The organism is Caloranaerobacter sp. TR13, from assembly GCF_001316435.1.
GTDB lineage: Bacteria > Bacillota > Clostridia > Tissierellales > Thermohalobacteraceae > Caloranaerobacter.
On the sequence record NZ_JXLL01000012.1, the window covers coordinates 19381 to 39546 of the forward strand.

The 20166-nt window shown below is 28.7% G+C and carries 24 protein-coding genes; 19 read left to right on the forward strand and 5 right to left on the reverse strand.

The annotated features are described in order from the left end of the window. The first annotated feature begins 8 nt into the window (after positions 1–8). The 17 genes from rplM (at position 9) to TR13x_RS08445 (ending at position 14725) form a co-directional block, all read left to right on the forward strand. Positions 9–437 (forward strand): 50S ribosomal protein L13, encoded by a 429-nt coding sequence (rplM, locus tag TR13x_RS08365; protein WP_054871472.1) that lies wholly within the window; start codon positions 9–11, stop codon positions 435–437. 24 nt (positions 438–461) lie between these two features. After that, positions 462–854, forward strand: a complete 393-nt coding sequence (gene rpsI, locus TR13x_RS08370; protein WP_054871473.1) for a 30S ribosomal protein S9 — start codon at positions 462–464, stop codon at positions 852–854. Between the two features lie 189 nt (positions 855–1043). Continuing rightward, entirely contained in the window at positions 1044–1760 is a 717-nt protein-coding gene (gene cwlD / locus TR13x_RS08375; protein WP_054871474.1) for an N-acetylmuramoyl-L-alanine amidase CwlD, read from the forward strand. Positions 1761–1843: 83 nt separating this feature from the next. Further along, on the forward strand, positions 1844–3256 hold the full coding sequence (gene amrA, locus TR13x_RS08380; RefSeq protein WP_054871475.1) for an AmmeMemoRadiSam system protein A: 1413 nt from the start codon (positions 1844–1846) through the stop codon (positions 3254–3256). 253 nt (positions 3257–3509) lie between these two features. Then, positions 3510–4616, forward strand: a complete 1107-nt coding sequence (locus TR13x_RS08385) for an amidase domain-containing protein (RefSeq protein ID WP_054871476.1) — start codon at positions 3510–3512, stop codon at positions 4614–4616. Positions 4617–4745: 129 nt separating this feature from the next. Next, positions 4746–5549: an amino acid ABC transporter substrate-binding protein gene (locus tag TR13x_RS08390; RefSeq protein WP_054871477.1), complete on the forward strand. Its 804-nt coding sequence runs from the start codon at positions 4746–4748 to the stop codon at positions 5547–5549. Between the two features lie 14 nt (positions 5550–5563). Beyond that, entirely contained in the window at positions 5564–6205 is a 642-nt protein-coding gene (locus tag TR13x_RS08395) for an amino acid ABC transporter permease (RefSeq protein ID WP_054871478.1), read from the forward strand. 11 nt (positions 6206–6216) lie between these two features. Then, positions 6217–6921, forward strand: a complete 705-nt coding sequence (locus TR13x_RS08400) for an amino acid ABC transporter ATP-binding protein (RefSeq protein ID WP_054871479.1) — start codon at positions 6217–6219, stop codon at positions 6919–6921. Positions 6922–7010: 89 nt separating this feature from the next. Then, a complete protein-coding gene (locus TR13x_RS08405; protein WP_407060170.1) occupies positions 7011–7931 on the forward strand; it encodes a pseudouridine-5'-phosphate glycosidase in 921 nt (306 codons plus the stop codon). A gap of 33 nt (positions 7932–7964) precedes the next feature. Next, positions 7965–9056 carry a mechanosensitive ion channel family protein gene (locus TR13x_RS08410; protein ID WP_082394839.1) on the forward strand — a complete coding sequence of 364 codons (1092 nt, stop codon included), beginning with the start codon at positions 7965–7967 and terminating at the stop codon, positions 9054–9056. 74 nt (positions 9057–9130) lie between these two features. Continuing rightward, the gene (locus tag TR13x_RS08415; RefSeq protein WP_054871481.1) at positions 9131–9598 is read left to right on the forward strand and encodes an endolytic transglycosylase MltG; all 468 of its coding nucleotides are present in this window, start codon (positions 9131–9133) and stop codon (positions 9596–9598) included. A 32-nt stretch (positions 9599–9630) separates the two neighbouring features. Further along, positions 9631–10125, forward strand: coding sequence for a DNA-deoxyinosine glycosylase (locus tag TR13x_RS08420; protein WP_054871482.1), 495 nt, complete (start codon positions 9631–9633; stop codon positions 10123–10125). 258 nt (positions 10126–10383) lie between these two features. Further along, on the forward strand, positions 10384–12234 hold the full coding sequence (locus TR13x_RS08425; protein ID WP_054871483.1) for a lipopolysaccharide assembly protein LapB: 1851 nt from the start codon (positions 10384–10386) through the stop codon (positions 12232–12234). A gap of 276 nt (positions 12235–12510) precedes the next feature. Further along, positions 12511–13278, forward strand: coding sequence for a L,D-transpeptidase family protein (locus TR13x_RS08430; protein WP_054871484.1), 768 nt, complete (start codon positions 12511–12513; stop codon positions 13276–13278). Between the two features lie 89 nt (positions 13279–13367). Further along, entirely contained in the window at positions 13368–13748 is a 381-nt protein-coding gene (gene crcB / locus TR13x_RS08435) for a fluoride efflux transporter CrcB (RefSeq protein WP_200905846.1), read from the forward strand. A gap of 11 nt (positions 13749–13759) precedes the next feature. Beyond that, the gene (locus TR13x_RS08440) at positions 13760–14107 is read left to right on the forward strand and encodes a DUF190 domain-containing protein (protein WP_054871486.1); all 348 of its coding nucleotides are present in this window, start codon (positions 13760–13762) and stop codon (positions 14105–14107) included. 111 nt (positions 14108–14218) lie between these two features. After that, positions 14219–14725 (forward strand): ferritin, encoded by a 507-nt coding sequence (locus TR13x_RS08445; protein ID WP_054871487.1) that lies wholly within the window; start codon positions 14219–14221, stop codon positions 14723–14725. 64 nt (positions 14726–14789) lie between these two features. On the opposite strand, the gene TR13x_RS08450 is transcribed toward TR13x_RS08445, so the two are convergent. Both TR13x_RS08450 and TR13x_RS08455 read right to left on the reverse strand, forming a co-directional pair. Continuing rightward, positions 14790–15017 carry an alpha/beta-type small acid-soluble spore protein gene (locus tag TR13x_RS08450; protein WP_054871488.1) on the reverse strand — a complete coding sequence of 76 codons (228 nt, stop codon included), beginning with the start codon at positions 15015–15017 and terminating at the stop codon, positions 14790–14792. Positions 15018–15182: 165 nt separating this feature from the next. Further along, positions 15183–15734: a manganese efflux pump gene (locus tag TR13x_RS08455; protein WP_082394840.1), complete on the reverse strand. Its 552-nt coding sequence runs from the start codon at positions 15732–15734 to the stop codon at positions 15183–15185. A gap of 126 nt (positions 15735–15860) precedes the next feature. Here TR13x_RS08455 and TR13x_RS08460 point away from each other — a divergent pair, with 126 nt between their 5' ends. After that, complete coding sequence (locus TR13x_RS08460) at positions 15861–16295, forward strand: metal-dependent transcriptional regulator (protein ID WP_054871490.1); 435 nt, start codon at positions 15861–15863, stop codon at positions 16293–16295. A gap of 136 nt (positions 16296–16431) precedes the next feature. On the opposite strand, the gene TR13x_RS11360 is transcribed toward TR13x_RS08460, so the two are convergent. From TR13x_RS11360 to TR13x_RS08475, 3 genes are read right to left on the reverse strand one after another with little or no spacing between them, the layout of a single operon-like run. Next, positions 16432–17817, reverse strand: a complete 1386-nt coding sequence (locus TR13x_RS11360; protein WP_054871491.1) for a nucleoside recognition domain-containing protein — start codon at positions 17815–17817, stop codon at positions 16432–16434. A gap of 13 nt (positions 17818–17830) precedes the next feature. Further along, the gene (locus tag TR13x_RS11365) at positions 17831–18586 is read right to left on the reverse strand and encodes a FeoB small GTPase domain-containing protein (protein ID WP_054871492.1); all 756 of its coding nucleotides are present in this window, start codon (positions 18584–18586) and stop codon (positions 17831–17833) included. Between the two features lie 12 nt (positions 18587–18598). Beyond that, positions 18599–18877 (reverse strand): FeoA family protein, encoded by a 279-nt coding sequence (locus TR13x_RS08475; protein WP_054871493.1) that lies wholly within the window; start codon positions 18875–18877, stop codon positions 18599–18601. A 286-nt stretch (positions 18878–19163) separates the two neighbouring features. Between TR13x_RS08475 and TR13x_RS08480 the strand changes: the two genes are divergently transcribed. Further along, positions 19164–20114: a YafY family protein gene (locus tag TR13x_RS08480; RefSeq protein ID WP_054871494.1), complete on the forward strand. Its 951-nt coding sequence runs from the start codon at positions 19164–19166 to the stop codon at positions 20112–20114. The last annotated feature ends 52 nt before the right edge of the window (positions 20115–20166 follow it).

The window sequence follows — 20166 nt, forward strand, 5'->3', positions numbered from 1 at the left end:
GAAAAAGGTTGAAAAGCTTTTTAGCTAAGCCACAAGAAATTGAAAGAAAATGGTATATAATAGATGCAGAAGGTAAGACTTTAGGTAGATTAGCTAGCGAAGTAGCAAAAATCTTAAGAGGAAAGCATAAACCAATATATACTCCACATGTTGATACTGGTGATCATGTAATAATCATTAATGCAGAAAAAATTGTTTTAACTGGTAAAAAATTAGAGCAAAAATACTACAGATACCATACAGGATATCCTGGTGGTTTAAGAGAAATTCCATATAAAAAATTAATGGCTGAAAATCCTGAGAAAGTTATATTCCTAGCTGTTAAAGGTATGTTACCAAAGAATAGATTAGGAAGAAAGATGATCAAAAAGTTAAGAGTTTATAGAGGTTCAGAGCATAATCATCAAGCACAAAAACCTGAGGTTTACGAAATATAGTGCTTAAGGAAAGGAGGACTGTAAGTGGCTAAGGTGCAATACTACGGAACTGGTAGAAGAAAGACTTCTGTTGCTAGGGTAAGATTAGTACCTGGTGAAGGTAATATTATAGTAAATAAGAGAAATTTAGATGAATATTTTGATTATGATACATTAAAAGTTATAGTAAGAGAACCATTAGTTATAACTGATACTTTAGGAAAATATGATGTTATTGTAAAAGTTGAGGGTGGCGGATTCACTGGTCAAGCTGGAGCTATAAGACATGGTATTGCTAGAGCTTTACTTAAAGCTGATGCAGAGTTAAGACCAATACTTAAGAGAGCAGGAATGCTAAGAAGAGACCCAAGAATGAAGGAAAGAAAGAAATACGGATTAAAGAAAGCAAGACGTGCTCCACAATTCTCAAAGAGATAAGAAAACACTGGACTTTGTGTCCAGTGTTTTTTTATCTCTTTTTTCTTTTTTTAGCATGTACTTGGAATATAGACAAAGGTAAATTAAATATTATAAACTAGCACCTAGTATCAAGTACTTAGTACCTAACAAATATAGACAAAGTTTTTTTTAATATTATTAAATAATAGTTTCAACAGGAGGAATACTATGAAACTAATAATTATAAGAAAAGAATGGATAATTATATTTCTTTTAATATTAGTAAGTTTTATTTATTATATAAATTCAAACAATCTCGTAACAACATCTCTATATCTACCTATTACAGATAAAGTAATAATTATAGACCCAGGGCATGGAGGAATTGACCCAGGGGCAGTTGGTAAGTTAGGAAAAAAAGAAGATGATATTAACTTACAAATAGCTCTCAAGTTAAGGAGATTAATAGAACAGACAGGAGGAATAGCTATTTTAACTAGAGAAGAAGATAAAGGATTATATACAGAAAAATCAAAAACCTATAGGCAGAAAAAAAACGAAGATTTAAGAAATCGAAAGATATTTGTAAACAAAAGTGAAGGTGATATCTTTATAAGTATTCATTTAAATAGTTTTCCACAATCTAAATATTATGGAGCTCAAACGTTTTATAAAAAAGGATGTGAAGATAGTAAGAAATTAGCAGAAATTATACAAGAAGAACTAAGAAATGTTCTAGATAAGAATAATAAGAGAGTACCACAGGATAGGGATAATATATATTTACTCAGGGAAGTTAACATTCCTTCTGTGTTAATAGAATGTGGATTTATTTCAAATCCTAATGAAGAAAGACTTTTAAGTAATAGTAAGTATCAAGAAAAAATTGCTTGGGCAATATATATAGGTATCATAAGGTATTTTAAAGAAATGGAAAATGAATAAAATAATATAGTTAGAGGGTATTATTATTCTATGGGAAACATTTATGAAATATAATCTCAAAATAAAAAATAGGAGGAATACTGATGGGAAAAATATTAGGAGCATACGTACTTCCTCATCCGCCAATTATAATACCTGAAATAGGAAAAGGACAGGAAAGTAAAGCTGCAAAAACTATTCGCAGTATGAAGCAGATAGCATCTGATATCAGTAAGAAGAAGCCTGATACTATAATTATTGTTACTCCACATGGACCTTTATTTACTGATGCAATATCAATTCTTTATGAAGATAAACTTGTAGGAGATTTTAAGAAATTTGGGAGTGAGGAAATATATTTTGAGATAGTTAACAATAAAAGAATTGTGGATAATATTATAGAAAATGCATCTTATAAAGATATTGTTTGTGCAAAAATTGATAAAGAGTTTGCATCAGACTATGATGTCGACTATAAATTAGACCATGGTGCTTTAGTGCCATTATATTTTATAAAAAAAGAATACTCTGACTTTAATCTAGTACATATGACTTATGGTTTATTATCACCTATTGAGTTATATAAATTTGGAATGGTATTAAAACAAGTCATTGAAGAAAGTAGAGAAAATATAGTATTTATAGCTAGTGGTGATTTATCTCATAAATTAACAAAAGATGCTCCTAGTGGTTACAACGCAAGAGGTAAAGATTTCGATGAAATGATAGTAAAGTTATTAGAAACTGGAGATAGAGAAGGATTAATGAAAATAGATTTTAATTTCGCAGAGATAGCTGGAGAATGTGGTCTTCGTTCAATTATGATAATGTGTGGTTTATTAGATGGATATAAAACCATATCAGAAGTAATTTCATACGAATATCCTTTTGGTGTTGGTTATTGTGTAAGCTATACAGAGATTGAAGGAACATCTAAAGATAACATGCTACTTGATAAACTTATTAAGCATGAAAAAGAGAAAATGCAAAGAATGAGAGAAAATGAAGATGAATATGTAAGATTGGCAAGAGAGAGTCTAGAGTATTTTATAAAGAATGGTAAAGTTATGGATATATCTACTGATATTAATGATGAAATGATTATGAACAAAGCAGGAGTTTTTGTATCAATAAAAAAAGACGGTAAATTAAGAGGATGTATAGGTACTGTAGCTCCAACTGAAGAAAATATAGCAAAAGAGATTATAAGAAATGCAATTAAAGCAGGCACTGAAGACCCACGTTTCTATCCTGTAGAAGAAGATGAACTTGAAAGACTAAAATATTCTGTTGATATTATTAAGGAGCCAGAAGAAATAGATACAATAGAAAAATTAGATATTAAAAAATACGGTGTTATTGTAAGAAAAGGATATAAAATGGGAGTTCTTCTGCCAGATTTAGAAGGTGTGGATAGTCCAGAAGAGCAGGTACTAATAGCCTTAAGAAAAGCAGGCATAAGACCTGATGAAGGATATATTTTAGAACGATTCGAAGTTATAAGACATTGTGGATAGATTGTTAATAATTACATGTGGATAAATTGTGTATTGTGGAAAAAAATTATTATGTAAAGTTAAATATTGTTAAACTAAGTAAATAAGTTATTAATAAGTTTACATAAGTTATCCACTAATACATGTGGATATTGTTGATAATGTGGATAAGAACAGTGGATAATTTAGAAGCGGCCTATGGCCGCTTTTGTATTATATTACATTCTTTTATCATATAATCTTATAGAATGAAGAAATTACGGGGGTTATACTTATGTTTATAATTATTTCAAAAAAGAAGTTATATATAGCTATATTGATATTAGTTATAGTATCTATATTTTTAGTAGTGGTTAAATTCTTGTTTTTAAAAGATATACCAATATTTATTGATAAAGAGATTACACATGAAATTGAGAAAATCTTTGATTTAAGAAGTCAAGCTATTTTAAAACAAGATGAAAGTTTGCTGTCGATGCTTTATAATACATCAACCAAATATGGCAGATGGGCGTATACGCATGAACTTAGGAGAATGAAATATTTACATAAATGGGCTGATAAGCAGGGAGTAAAATTTGTAAGTATAAAGCCTAAAATTATTATTAGGAAAGTCAGAGAAAAGGGACAAGGGTTTTATATTAATTTAATGGTGTCTACTGAATATAAATATGTTTATGAAAATGAAAGTAATATAAATGTATTTAGAATAGGGACATATCATTCAATGGATATTGTTAAAGGTGAAGAAGATGAATGGTTTATTACAAGAGAATGGTATACCGATCCATTTGCAGACTCATTGAAATTGGATAATATTAAGACAGAAGAGATAAAAACTTATATATTATCACATAAACCTAGGGATTTATCTAAAATAAGTAAGCGAAGAAAGTCAGCAGTTGAATATGCAGATAAGTACTGTGGAGCAGCTGGTTCTGAAAAAACAGGATATAGATATAACAATAAATATATAAATTATAATTCTAGAGGTGGCGATTGTGCAAACTTTGCTTCGCAAATTTTGTTTGAAGGAGGAAAATTTAGAAAGACTTATACATGGAATTATAATAAAGGTGGTAGTAAAGCTTGGGTTAATGCACAAGCATTTAAAGATTATATGCTGTACAGTGGTAGAGGTTCATTAATAGCTTATGGTAGCTATGAAAAAGTTTATAAAGCTGCTTATAAATTACTTCCTGGCGATTTTATAGCTTATGGTAGAAAAGGAAAAGTAACTCATATTTCTGTTGTTACAGGTGCAGATTCTAAAGGGTATCCATTGGTAAATTGTCATAATACAGATAGATACAGAGTACCATGGGACTTAGGATGGAGTGACAAAGGTATAAGATTTTGGTTAGTTCGTGTTCATTATTAACCTACATAAACACACAGAAAATTCTAAATAATAAAAAGATTACTTCTTTATCTTTAATACTTTACTTTTCTAAAGCGATAAAGTATAATTTGTATTATCATAAAATATAAGCTTAAGGAGGAGATACAAATGAAGAAAAATTATGTATTATTAATTTTAGCATTTATATTACTATCTTTAACATTTACAGGATGTGGTCAAAAAAATACAGAAGACCAATCATTAGAAGAAATTAAGGAAAAGGGATATTTTATTGTTGGACTTGATGATAATTTCCCACCAATGGGTTTTAGGGACAAGTCAGGTGAAATTGTAGGATTTGATATAGATATGGCAAAAGAAGCAGCAAAAAGAATGGGAGTAGAAGTTAAATTCAAACCAGTAGATTGGGATGGAGTAATATTAAGTCTTAAAAAGAAAGATATTGATTTAATTTGGAATGGGTTAACAGTAACAGATGAAAGGAAAAAGCAGATTAGTTTTTCAAAAGTTTACCTTTCAAATAGACAGATTATAATTGTTAATGACGATTCAGCTATAAATAGCAAAGATGATTTAAAAGGAAAAGTAGTTGGCGTTCAACTTGGAAGCAGTAGTGAGCAAGCATTAAATTCAGATAAAACTTTAGTTGAAAATCTAAAGAATGTAAGGAAATATTCAAATAATATTGAAGCATTATTAGATTTAAAAGCAAAGAGAATTGATGCAGTTGTTATAGATGAAATAGTTGGAAGATACTATATAGCTAAAAAACAAAATGAATACAGAGTACTTGAAGAAAATCTTGGAGATGAATCATATGCAGTTGGAATAAGGAAAGAAGATGTTTCATTCAGACAAGAATTAGATAGAGTACTTGATGAAATGAAAAAGGATGGAACAGCTGCTGAAATATCTAAGAAATGGTTTGGTGAAGACATAGTTATTAAATAGGGAGAGAATAGGAAATGACATATATTTTAGATGTTACAAGATTTATATTAAGAGGTGCGATAACAACTTTTAATTTGTATATTGTAACGGCTATATTGTGTGTGCCTTTAGGGATTTTATTGGCTGTGTTCAAAATATCGAGATATAATATTATATCAAAAGTAATAGGTCTATATACATGGATATTTAGAGGTACTCCTTTGCTTTTACAATTATTCTTTGTGTATTATGGGCTGCCTGTAATAGGTATTTCTTTAATGCCTTTTACGGCAGCTGCTCTTACTTTTGTATTAAATTATTCAGCATATTTAACAGAAATATTTAGAGCTGGTATTGAATCAATAGATAAAGGCCAATTTGAAGCAGCTAAATCACTTGGAATGAATTATAGACAGACTATGACTAGAATTATAATTCCTCAAGCTGTAAGAAGAGTTATTCCACCAACATGTAATGAAGCTATAAATCTTGTAAAAGATACTGCATTAGTAGCGGCTATAGGTATGGGTGATTTGTTGAGAGCAGCTAAAGAAGTACTTACGAGAGATTTTACAATAACTCCATTTATTATAGCAGCACTACTTTATTTAGGTATAAGTTCTATAATTGTGACTATATTTAAAAAAATTGAAGATAGATATTCTATATCTGATTAGGAGAGAGTACTATGATAAGAGTAGTTAATGTAAACAAAAGTTTCAAAGACCTTAAAGTATTAAAAAATATATCTTTTAATGTAAACAAAGGTGAAGTAATATCAATAATAGGTCCATCCGGTTCCGGGAAAAGTACTCTTTTAAGATGTATAAGCCAGCTAGAGGAAATAGATTCTGGATATATAGAAATTGATGGTGTATCAATTACTAAAAACGGATATAAAAAAGTAGGTATGGTTTTTCAAAATTTCAATTTATTTCCTCATAAAACTGCACTTGAAAATATTATTGAAGCTCCTATTATAGTTAAAAAAATTAATAAAGATAAAGCAATAAAACTAGGGAAAGAATTGCTTTCAAAAGTAGGTTTGCTTGATAAACAAGATTATTATCCGTCTCAACTTTCAGGGGGACAGAAACAGAGAGTTGCAATTGCTAGGGCATTGGCAATGGAACCTGAAATAATGTTATTTGATGAACCGACTTCAGCTTTAGACCCAGAGCTTGTAGGGGAAGTACTAAATGTAATTAAGGAACTTGCCAAGGAACATATGACTATGCTTATAGTGACACATGAGATGAGATTTGCAAAAGAAGTTTCAGATAGAGTAATATTCATGGACGAAGGGGAAATTATTGAAGAAGGTGATTCTAAGAAAATATTTGAAAATCCTGAGCATCCTAGAATAAAGTCGTTTTTGAGTAGAATGATATAAATATGACTTCGGGGAGAACCCGAAGTTTTTTGTATGTAAATATTTTTGATATAATATCTTTAAAGATAAGTAAAGGAGTTGAATTTATGATAGATAGATATTTAGAAATACATCCTGAAGTGGAAAAAGCAATAAAAGAAGGAAAACCTGTAGTTGCATTAGAATCTACTATAATATCTCATGGTATGCCTTATCCTCAGAATGTTGAGACTGCTAAGAAGGTAGAAGAAATAGTAAGGGAAAATGGAGCTATACCTGCAACTATTGGGATAATAAAAGGGGAAATAAAAGTAGGTTTGAGTGAAGAGGAAATTGAATACATGGGGAAAGCTGAAAATGTATTTAAAGTAAGTAGGAGAGATATGCCTTTTATAATAGCAAAGAAACTTGATGGAGCTACAACAGTAGCTTCAACTATGATAATTTCAGCATTAGCGGGTATAAAAGTATTTGTTACAGGAGGAATTGGAGGAGTTCACAGAGGAGCTCAGGAAACATTTGATATTTCTGCTGATCTGATGGAGCTAGCAAACACAAATGTAGCAGTGGTTTGTGCTGGAGCGAAATCTATATTAGATATAGGTTTAACTTTAGAATATTTAGAAACTCATGGAGTACCTGTAATTGGATATAAGACAGATGAATTTCCAGCTTTTTATACTAGAAAAAGTGGATTTAAGGTTGATTATAGAGTAGATTCTGAAAGTGAATTAGCAAAAATTATTAAGACAAAATGGGATTTAAATCTGAAAGGTGGTTTAGTTGTAGGCAACCCAATACCTAAAGAGTATGAAATGGATTATGATATAATAAATAAAGCAATAGATGATGCTATCATTGAAGCAAATGAAAAAGGTATAAAAGGAAAGGATATCACACCATTTTTACTATCTAAAATAAAGCTGATAACTGGAGGAAAAAGTTTAGAATCTAATATCCAGCTAGTTTATAATAATGCAGTAGTTGGTTCAAAACTTGCTGTTGAGCTAAGCAAATCATATAAGAAATAATCATAATAAAGGCCTGTTTTAGGGGTGATTTTTATGGACTATGTAGCAGTTTTTAAAGAAGTTGGTATGGTAGTTTTAGACATGCCAATTCAAAAATTAGGGATAGCTATATTTATATTTTTATTTACTATAATAATGAGAAATGTTTTTGCAAAATACTTTTTAAGAGTAGCTTTAAAGTTGACAAGTAAAACTAAGTCAGAAGTTGATGATGATTTAGTTAAAGCTTTTAGTAGTCCTTTAAGAACATTTATAGTCATATTAGGTTCATATTTTGCAATTAAGCTATTTCCTTTAAGTTTTTCAACTGAACAATTTATTTTAAAATTATTTCGTTCTTCAATAGTAATAATTATTGCGTGGGGGTTTTATAACTTAGAAGGCACATATTCAATACTTTTTGAATTAATGGGAGATAAATTCAATCTAAAAACTAGCAAAGTATTAAAACCTTTTTTCTCTAAGATAATGAGAGTGATAACAGTAGTGATTACATTAGGGATAGTAGCTGAAGAATTTGATTATGATGTCAGTGGATTTATAGCTGGTTTAGGTATAGGTGGTTTGGCAGTAGCTATGGCTGCTAAGGACTTTCTATCAAATATATTTGGTGGAATTGTTGTCATTATGGATAAACCGTTTGATATTGGGGACTGGATAACAACATCAGATATAGAAGGGGTTGTAGAAGATATCAGTTTTAGAAGTACTAAAATTAGAACATTTAACAAAGCAATAGTAACTGTTCCAAACTCGATGCTTGTTGGACAGCCGATAATCAATAATTCAAGAAGAGGTATAAGACGTATTACCTTTAAGCTAGGAGTTACATATAGCACTCCGAGAGAGAAATTAGAAAAATGTATAAATAGAATAGAAGAAATGTTAAAAAAACATCCAGGAGTAGATAAAGATACAATATTTGTTAAATTTGATGGGTTTAATGATAGTAGCTTGGATATTTTACTATACTTCTTTACTAATACATCAGAGTGGGCAAGATATTTAGATATTAAACAGGATGTTAACTTTAAGATAATGAAAATACTAGAAGAAGAAGGGGTAGAAATAGCTTTTCCAAGTACAAGTATATATTTTGAGAATGCTCTAAAAACAGAACAATAAAAGAAATTTAAAATTGAAAATGTAAAATATAAAATTAGTTGATAGTTAACTTGAATAAAAATGGAGGATTAGCTATGAATATTTCAGATAAAAAACTAGTACCAATATTATTATTTTTAGCAGGAGTCATGTTTATTTCAGCAGGTATAATTATGGTAGCTAAACCTAATGTAAAATATATAGACTATACTGATGAAGAAATAAAAAGAAGAGCTAGAGAATTAGGAATGGTAGATATAAAGGAAATTATAGAAAAGAATCAGTCTAAAAATGAAGAAAATAAAGAAGTATCAAATAAAACAGAAGAGCAAGAAAAAGTTAAAGAGGAAAAAGATACAGTATTATTTGAAATAAAAAAGGGAGAAACTAGTGAAAGTGTAGTTGAAAGATTATTTAAAGAAGGCTTAATAGCAGATAAAGATGAATTTACTAAGGTTGTATTTTTAAAGAAAGCAGAAAGACGCTTTAAGTATGGCGTATTTGAATTAAAAAAGGGCATGGATTATGAAACTATAATAGATATACTTATGGGTCAGGCTTGAAATATTTCCATTTAAGGTTAGTAGGTGAAAATATGAATATACATTCTTTTGGACCAATCGTTGATGAAAATTGTAAAGTTTTAATATTAGGTTCGATACCGGGAGTGAAATCATTAGAAAAAAATCAGTATTATGGACATCCAAGAAATCAGTTTTGGAAAATAATATATATGATGTTTAATGAAAAAGTAGAAGAAGATTATGATAAAAAAGTACAATTTTTATTATCTCATAAAATAGCTTTATGGGATGTAGTTAAGTCTTGTTATAGAGAAGGAAGTTTAGATTCTAATATTAAAAAACCAGAAATCAATGATTTTAAGACACTTTTCTTAAAATATCCAAATATAAAGTTTATATTTTTTAATGGGTCAAAAGCAGAAGAAATTTTCAAAAGAAAAGTTGATAAGGAACTGGTAAAAGAAAAACAATTATTCAGGCTACCATCAACAAGTCCAGCTAGAGCCATTTCATTTAATGAAAAACTAAAATATTGGATGAAAGTAAAAGAATGTTTAGAAAAATAGTTTGAAATATTTAAAAAGATAATAGACTACTGGAAATAGAAAATGGCGAGCTTCAGCTTGCTGTTTTTTTGTTTTAAATCTTAGCAAAGTTTGTACAAAAGAAGGAATAGTTTAATATTGTCATTAGTATATATTAGAATTAGAGGTAAGATTATAAAAGAAACTCTAGAATAAATAAAAAATGTAAATATGCACCTTCTGAAACAAATGGGTTTATTGAGATAATATTAAGAATCAAAAATGAAATGAGGGGATAGCTTGAACTTATTTATTAAATTTTTTAGTGAGGATGATTTAGAAAGAGGAAGAGTAAATTATAGTTTAAAACCTATAATTGAGACTTACAGCAATATTCTGTGGGTTAGCAAAGACGACATAAGCCAGTGTTTAGCAAGCTTTGCACCAAGAGATTACGGTCAACACTATATTAAAGAACTAAAAGTAAAAGACATTGATATTGTAGAAGGACGCATAATTATAAAATTTGATATTATTGATGAATTAGATATTACTTCAAAAGAAGCCAATGCCCGTGCTTGGCACATTGCAGTAAGAGAGGGATTTATTAAAAGAGAACACCTTTTACCTTTAATATCTATAATTACAGATGATCAGTTAGATGAAATCATATATGGAAGATACAATCTGTATACAGGTAAATCAAGAAGTAATATAGAAAAACTTGATGAGTTAAAACAAAAGAATGATTGGTTAGGAATATATAAACTATTTGAACCTATAGACCAAATAAAAAATAAATTTAATGATATTTGGAATGACTCAGAAATTCTAAATAATATTGCATTTGCATGTGCAAAATTAGCACAAATAGGCGATGTACCTAAAGATAAGAAAGAAAAAGAAAAATATCTTAAAGAAAAAGCTAAGTATAGAAAAGAAGCTGAATTAATCAGGAAAAGATGTATAGAACTTAACCCTGATAATCCAACTTATCTATCTAACTTAGGGTATTTATATTATCACAATGTTCAAGAACTGACTCGAGCTAGAGGTCGTAAAGATGGTAATGTAATTGATGAAATAAATAGAGCCATTGAATATATAGGTAAAGCGTTAATAATAGATGATACGCGAATTAAAGATCATTATAGGAAAGGGTATCTATTAACAGAGAAATTACCTGATCAATTGTATTATGGACCAGCGAACAATAGACAACTAGCTGATATAAAACGTGACGAGGGGATAAAAGAACTTGAAAAAGTTATTATTATTTGGGAAAATTTAGATGATTTTGATACTAGGCAATCACGTGAAAAAAGTAGGTGTAGAAAGGAATACATTAAATCAATATATCACTTAGGAGAAGCTTACTATGATAAGTTTAGAATGAGTAGGTATTGGAGAAATGTTTTTTATTCTTTTGTTACGAATAATAAAGGTTATTTAGAATTATTATTTAGTAATTATGATGTTGGTAATTTAAAAAAATCTCAAAAGTTTTTTGTTAAATGTTGGGATGTAGAATTAGAAAGTGATATAGATATTAAAAATATAAGTGAAATTAATAAAGCGAGTAAAGAATGGGTGTATAATGCTGTTGATAAGCTTTATAGATTAGGAATTATAAATTTAGATTTTTATTGGGTTATTAAGAATAATCCGAAATATAATGAAACTACAAAGTTGAAGTTTTTAACAGTAGCTGAACAATATTTAAAGTCAAGCTTATTAGTTAAATGGAATGACAATAATGAGAGAAAACCTAAAGATTATGTAGCAGAAAAGTTAGCTAGAGTTTATATTTCTCGTGGAGATTATAACAAAGCAGTAGATATAATCAAGAAATATTGTAATAGAAAGATTAAGTCTTATATAGTTAATACTTTGTCCTTAGCATTGTATCTTATGAATAATTATGATGAAGTGATTAAGTATTTGCAAGGACCAGTTAGAGATAAACATAACAAAAACAAAGAACAATCAATAATACTATTAGGATATGCATATATGAAACTTAATAAATACGATAAAGCTATAAAAACATTTAAGCTACTAGACGAAGAGGGATATGTAAGTTCAACGGCTTTAGAAATATCAGAAAATGCAATAGAAGAATGTATGGAGAAAAGTGAAATTTTATTCTAAAATCAGTTTAATAAGGTGATAACTGATGATTGTAGATAGAAATAAAATCATATTGGAAAATGAAGAGTTGATAGATAATTTTTCGTTTGTTGATGATAATAAAAGTGAGCAGTTAAGTATGTTACAAAAATATTTGTAAAATACAAATCAGTTTTTAGAAAACAGTGAGCAGTTAGCTTACTGTTTTTTTATAATAATCTATTTTAATCGAAGATTTTGTTCTATTATATTTATTTAGCTTAAGCATATAATTAAGTAGATGGAGGTGATAGGGGATTGCGCAAAAATAAATACATAATTTTTATAATACCGATAGTAATTTTTTTATTATTTATAAAAAACAATGATGAATTAATAAGTGCAGTAGGGTTAAAAAAATATAATTTAAAAGAACTGAATAAAATATATAAAGAATATGAGGCATGGGAAGAAAAACAATTAAAAGAACATTATAATTACAAAAATTTAGTAATTTTAGTTGATATAGATAAAAAATATTTATACCTATATGATGCCAATGCAAATAAAGTTATAAAAAAATATGTTGTAGCAACAGGAAAACCAAGTACTCCTACACCTATAGGTAGCTTTAAGATAATTGAAAAAGCGAAATGGGGTGGAGGTTTTGGTTCAAGATGGATGAGAATAAATGTACCGTGGGGGAAATATGGGATTCATGGAACGGATAAACCCACATCTATTGGTTATAATGCTTCACATGGATGCGTTAGAATGAGAAATAAAGATATAGAGGAATTATATAGTATTGTTAAATATAATACGCCAGTTATCTTATTTAGTGGACCATTTGGGCCGTTTGGTTATGGTTTTAGAATATTAAGGCCAGGTGATAGAGGTTCTGATGTACAGGAAGTTCAAAGAAGATTAAAGAGAAAAGGATATTATTATGGACCTATAGATGGAATTTATGGTGACTCGATGAAGTATGCATTATATAAATTTCTTAAAGATAATAAATTACCTAAAGATGATAGGATAGGATATTTAGTATATAAGAAGCTGGGTATCATTTTAATAGAATAAACTTTTAATTAATACTTTTTATGTTGTAATGAAGGCAAAAACGGACTATAATTTAAACGTGATATTGTATGAAGAAGGGAATGATGAATATGTTTAAGAAAGTAATATTATTAGGGATAGGAGGTTTTATTGGAAGCAACTTAAGATATTGGATAACAGGATGGGTAACGGATATTTTTGGTTCATATTTACCTTATGGCACTCTAGTTGTAAATGGATTGGGTAGCTTTATGCTTGGATTTTTGATGATGTATGGTACTGAGGTTGTAGAAATAGATCCTCAAATACGTTTACTTATTGGAACAGGTATGTTAGGTGCGTTAACTACATTTTCTACATTTTCATATGAGACAATTAACTTGTTTAGAGAATCTAGTTATTTTTTAGGTTTATTAAATATATTCTTAAATATGGGAATAGGTTTAACTTCAGTGTGGTTAGGCTTTATATTAGCTAAATCTCTAATTTAGGGAGGTTTTTTATGAGAACACAAAGTAAAGGAAAATTACTTAGAATTTATATTTCTGAATCTGATAAATATAACGGATTATCGCTATACCGTTTGATAGTAGAACAAGCAAAAAAATTAGAAATGGCAGGGATTACAGTATATAGAGGAATAGAGGGGTTTGGAGGTCATCATAGTTTACATACAACGCATATTTTTAGATTATCAGATAATTTGCCAATAGTATTAGAAATAATAGATTCAGAAGAAAAAATAGAACAATTCATATCAAACATAGAGAAATTTATAAATGATGGTTTAATAATAACACAAGAAAATATAAATATAATTAAGTTTACTGATGAAAAAGAGTCACGTTAAAAGATGAGAAATATTGTTGAATAATGAAGAATTTTTGTTTAATTTAACTTGAATCGGGTATAAGCGTATATAGATGTAAATTAATACGCTTTTCTAGAGGAGGGGGAACTAATGTTATCAGAAAGATTATTAAAAGAACTAAATGAACAAGTTAAATACGAGCTATATTCAGCTCATTATTATCTAGCAATGGCTGCGTATTGTGCACAGCAAGATTTAGACGGATTTGCAAATTTCTTTAAAGTTCAAGTTGAAGAAGAGAAGTTTCATGCTATGAAGTTTTTTGATTTCATAAATGAAATGGATGGGAGAGTTACAATACAAGCACTTGAAGAGCCAAAAAATGATTTTGAATCATTAATAGATGTTTTCAAAGCTGCTTTAGAACATGAAAAATTTGTGACTAAGAGAATATATAAACTTATGGATATTGCTACTGAAGAAAAAGAACATGCTACAATAAGTTTATTAAAATGGTTTGTAGATGAGCAGATAGAAGAGCAAAATAGTATGAAAGCTATACTTAAAAAATTAGAAAGATTAGGAGATAATAGTCATGGAATTTACATGCTAGATGAGGAACTAGCTCAAAGGACTTTTACTCCACCAGCTGTATAATACAAAAAACAAAGGTAGACTTTAAATCTAAAGCCTACCTTTGTTTTTAGTTATTATTATTTAATTATCTAGTTGGAGTTGTTCCACTCATACTTCTTTGAGCTTGCTCAACTAGTCTCTTAGTCATGTAACCTCCTACATAACCATTTTGTCTTGCAGTTAGGTTACCTTTATCCATTGCATCATAGTTTGATAATCCTAGCTCGTTAGCTATTTCAGTTTTCATTTGGTTTAATGCTTGTCGAGCTTCAGGAACTACTATTTTATTCCTTCCTGGTTTTTGATATGCCATCATTTACCCTCCTTAATATATTTTTTTATTTTTGTTTTTTGTTGTACTAATATTATGTGTAATAATACGCTAACTAAACCATGTAATTTTATGTATCATTACATCAGGATAGTAAATGATGTAGAATATACTTACTATACAAATTAATTCTCAAAATTGTATAAATTAAAAGAATATCATTTTTATTCCAAAAAAAATCAAAATAATCCCTCCAAGGAAATCGGCATATTCTCTTATGAATTTGAGCTTTTTAATATGTCTGCTTATAAAAAAAGAAATAGTTGTAAAAATTGAGGTTGTAAAGCCAACAATAATACAATTCTTAAGTAGCATTAATTTAGAAGTGAAAGTATTAAATATAGAAAAGCCTACAACTAAAGCATCTATACTAACAGATATTCCTAATATTAGTATTAATACATAATGAAGAGAGCTGAATTTATCTTTATTATCAAAGCCTTCTTTGAACATTAAAATACCAACTAGTAATATTATTATCCCACCGACTAAACTTGGAAGTTTAAAAACATACCTATTAAAAAGGGTTCCCAAATATCCTCCTATGAATGCAAAATAAAACTGAAAAAACCCAAAAATTATTATTGTAAAAAAAACACAATTTTTTTTAATTCTTTTATCTAAACCAAGAGATAATGCTACTCCAAAAGCATCTAATGCTAGTGCAAAAGATATTAAAAACACATCAAATATAAGCAAAAATACCCCTCCTGATAGGTTGAAGTCTATGTACATTACATACTTATGTTTAGGATATATTTAATATTATTGAATATAATTTAAATATATCTAATACAATTTATTAAAACTTAAGGAGATGGTCGCATGCTCTCTCCAAGCCTTGAAGATTATTTAGAAGAGGTATATAGATTATCAAGGAACAAAAAAGAAATAAGGGTTAAGGATATAGCAGATTGTCTAGGAGTTTCGATGCCTTCTGTTGTTAAGGGATTAAAAAAATTACATGACTTAGAATATATAGTATATAGACCATATGAGAAAATTTATATGCTAGAAAAAGGAGAAAAAGAAGGGAAATTCTTAATAGAGAGGAATAGAATATTACGTGAATTTGTTAGAATTATAGGGTCTGATTGTGATGTAAAACAAGAAGCAGAGGCTATGGAACATTACTTTACTATTTCTACAATAAAATGTATTGAAAAATTAGTTCAATTTTTTAAAGATAATGATGACCTTTATGAAAAATTTAAAAACTATAAAATACACAGTAGTTTAGAAAATATTAAAAGAAGGTAGACAGTTAACAACAATTAAAAATTCGCCGCTCATCATTTTTTTAAATATCGAAACGTGAATGATGAACGACGAATAATCAATTATCACCTAGTACCAAGTGCCCAGCACCTAGTACCAAGTATCCAGTACCAAGTACCTATATTATTGTAGCTAATAAATTTATAGTTAATGTAACTAAAATAGCTATCGAAGTAGTTAGTATAGCAGTGAAAGCAGGCCATTTAATACTATTTGTTTCGTTTTTTATGGTCAGTAGAGTTGTTCCACATGGGAAATGTAATAAAGAGAATAACATAAAGTTTAATCCTGTTACCCAGGTCCAGCCGTTATTAACTAGTAGATTTTTTAGAGCATCTAGACTATTTAGTTCAATCATAGCTCCAGTAGATAAATAACTCATTATAAGAATTGGAAGTACAATTTCATTTGCAGGTAGACCTAATATAAATGCTAGTAAAATAAAACCATCTAATCCCATTAAATTTCCGAGAGGATTTAAAAAGTAAGCTATATGATTTAATAGGCTTATTCCACCAATGTTGATATTAGCAACCAGCCATGTTAAAGCTCCTGCTGGTGCGGCTACTAATACTGCTCTTGATAAGACAAACAATGTCCTATCTATTAAGGATCTAACTAATATTCTGCCTATTTGAGGTTTTCTATAAGGTGGTAGTTCGAGAGTAAAGGTTGAAGGAACGCCCTTTAGAATTGTTTTAGAAAGTATCTTTGATACCAATAAAGTTATAAATATGCCGATTAGAATAATACCTATTACAGATACTGTTGCTGTAATTGTGCTAAATTTTGGAGAGACTAGTGAACTGAAAAAAATTGTTGATACGGCAATAAGAGTTGGGAATCTTCCATTACAAGGAACAAAACTATTTGTAATTGTAGCTATTAAACGTTCTCTTGGGGAATCTATTATTCTAGTTGCTATAACTCCTGCTGCATTACATCCAAACCCCATACTCATTGTTAAAGCTTGTTTTCCATGCGTTCCAGATTTTCTAAAGAAATTGTCTAAATTAAAAGCTATTCTGGGCAGATATCCTAGGTCTTCTAATAATGTGAATAGTGGAAAAAATATAGCCATAGGTGGTAGCATTACAGATACTACCCAAGCAAGAGTTCTATACATTCCTAAAATTAATATACCGTGTAACCAATATGGAGCATTAATATACATAAAAAATTCAGTTAGTTTATTTTCTAAACCAAATAATATTTTGCCTAGTAACTGTGATGGATAGTTAGCACCTTGTATAGTTATCCAAAAAATTAGACCTAAAAGTAACAGCATGATCGGGTATCCAAATATTCTAGATGTTAGTATATCATCAATTTTTTTATCCCAATTAATTTTTCTTTTATCTTCAATTATTAAAACTTCGTTTGCTATTTCTTCTGCTTTTTCATATATAGTAGTTACTATGCTATCACTAATATTTATTTCTGTTTTGAGTTTATTATTTAATATGTTCGAAATTCTACTTGATGCATCTTTAATGGAGTCCATAAATTCACCTCTCTTAAACTGAGTTTTCTTTTAGGATATTATCTATAGAATTAAAAATAGCTTTATCTCCATCTATTAATCTTAGTGCAAGCCATCTAGTGTTATATTTTGAACCTAAAGATTCTTCTAAAATTGGCTCAATCTTTTCAACAATAGATTCAATTTCATCACTATATTTTAATCTATAAGGATTAGCTTCGATATTTCCGTTAATCATTTTATAAATTGTTTCTAATAATTTATCTATGCCTTTATTATCTCTTGCAACAGTAGGTATTACTGGTACACCAAGCCTGCTTTCTAATTTTTCTATATCAATTGATATTCCCTTGCGTTTTGCTTCATCCATAAGATTAAGACATACGATAACTCTATCAGTTATTTCCATAACTTGAAGTACGAGATTTAAGTTTCTTTCCAGACAAGTTGCATCAGTAATTACGATAGTTATATCTGGATTTTCAAAACAAATAAAGTCTCTGGCTATTTCTTCTTCAACTGAATTTGCTAAAAGAGAATAAGTTCCAGGTAAATCTACAAGTAGAAATTCTTTATCTCTGTACTTAAAAGTTCCTTTAGCATTACATACTGTTTTTCCTGGCCAGTTACCAGTATGCTGATTTAAACCTGTTAAAGTATTAAATAAAGTACTTTTTCCTGTATTAGGGTTACCCGCTAACGCAATTACTATCATATCTTTATCATCCTTATCGATATTGTACTTGTTCTTTAGTAGCGATAAACCCGTTGATTTACTGGTAAGTCCCATTTATTATCCTCCTCAATCTAGAATTTCAACAATTACATTTTCTATTTCTTCTTTTCTTAGAGCAATTATTGCTCCTCTTATGTTATATGCTATCGGATTTCCAGAAGGACTTATCCTTTCAGTTTTAACTATTGTATTTGGTATAAGCCCTAAATCTAGAAGCCGCCTTCTTGGAAGTATATTTTTTGATAACATTTTTATTCTAGCTTTTTTTCCAACAGGAAGCTCATTTAGTGGAATTTCATGTTTTCTAATTTTATAACTAACAAAAGATTTGCTTACAAGCTCCATAATATCACCTCTCTAGTTAGCTTAGGTTAACTTAAACTAAAAAAATAATTAGTCTTGGCTAACATTAGATATCAAATAAGTTTCTAATGACATTATATGGGATTGATTAAATATGTGTGACTAGGATAAATGAAGAATAAAAAGGTTTGTTATACATAATGTAGTTTTATTACAATTAATTATTAATTGTAGTATATTGTTTTAAAATAGGAATTATATAGCAGGATTTTCTTTTAGAGTTATAGAATTTTATAGAAACTTTGAATTTTATAAAAGGGGTTTTGATATGAGTAAGCTAAGTAATTGTTTGAGAATGCTAATTCTTTTAAAAAGTAGAGGTAGAATGAAAATAAAAGAGCTAGCTGAAATATTAGAAGTAAGCGAAAGAACAATACGGGAGTATAAAAATGAACTAGAAAAAGCTAGGATATATTTACTAAGTGAACCAGGAAAGAATGGTGGATATTATTTAGATAAAAACTCATTTATTTTTAATTTAGATTTAGAAGAAGCAGAAATTTCTTCTTTTTTAATGGCTAAAGAACTTCTTGAAAAAGAAGATAATTTTATGTTTTTAAAAGAATATGAAAGAGGTTTAGATAAAATTAAGGCTGCTTTAGAAAGAAGATATGACGATAGCGAAAGTCAACATATAATAAAAGTTTCGAGACCTAACATAGATTTAGAAAATGAAAAGAAAAAATATGTGGATATCAGCAGTTCAATAATATCAAGGAATAAGTTGAAAATTAATTATTTTTCAATAAATTCAGGCTTAGCTGAAAGGATTATAAGACCATATGCACTTTTTATGTATAAAGGATTTTGGTATTGTATTGGGTACTGTGAACTAAGAGGAGAGATTAGAGATTTTAAATTATCTAGAATTAAAAGCTATGAATTATTAAAAGATACTTTTGATAAGCCAATTGATTTTAAATTAAGCGACTATCTAGGGTATAATAGCATCTTTAAGGACAAGCTTTATAACATAAAATTAAAAATAAAATTTCCTATGTCTATTATAGTCAGTGAAAGGATTTGGAGTGAAAATCAAAAAATAATATTCAATCAAGAGGACAACTCTATTCTATTTGAAGCAATAATGACTGGTTTGCCAGAGATAAAAACTTGGATTTTAAGTATGGGTAGTCATGTAGAAATATTAGAGCCTGAAGAATTGAAAGAAGAAATAAAAGATGAAGTAAAAAAATTAAAAGATTTATACAAAATTTAATAATGTGACAAATATACTTCCACGTATATATGGTAATATTTTCTTAAATAAA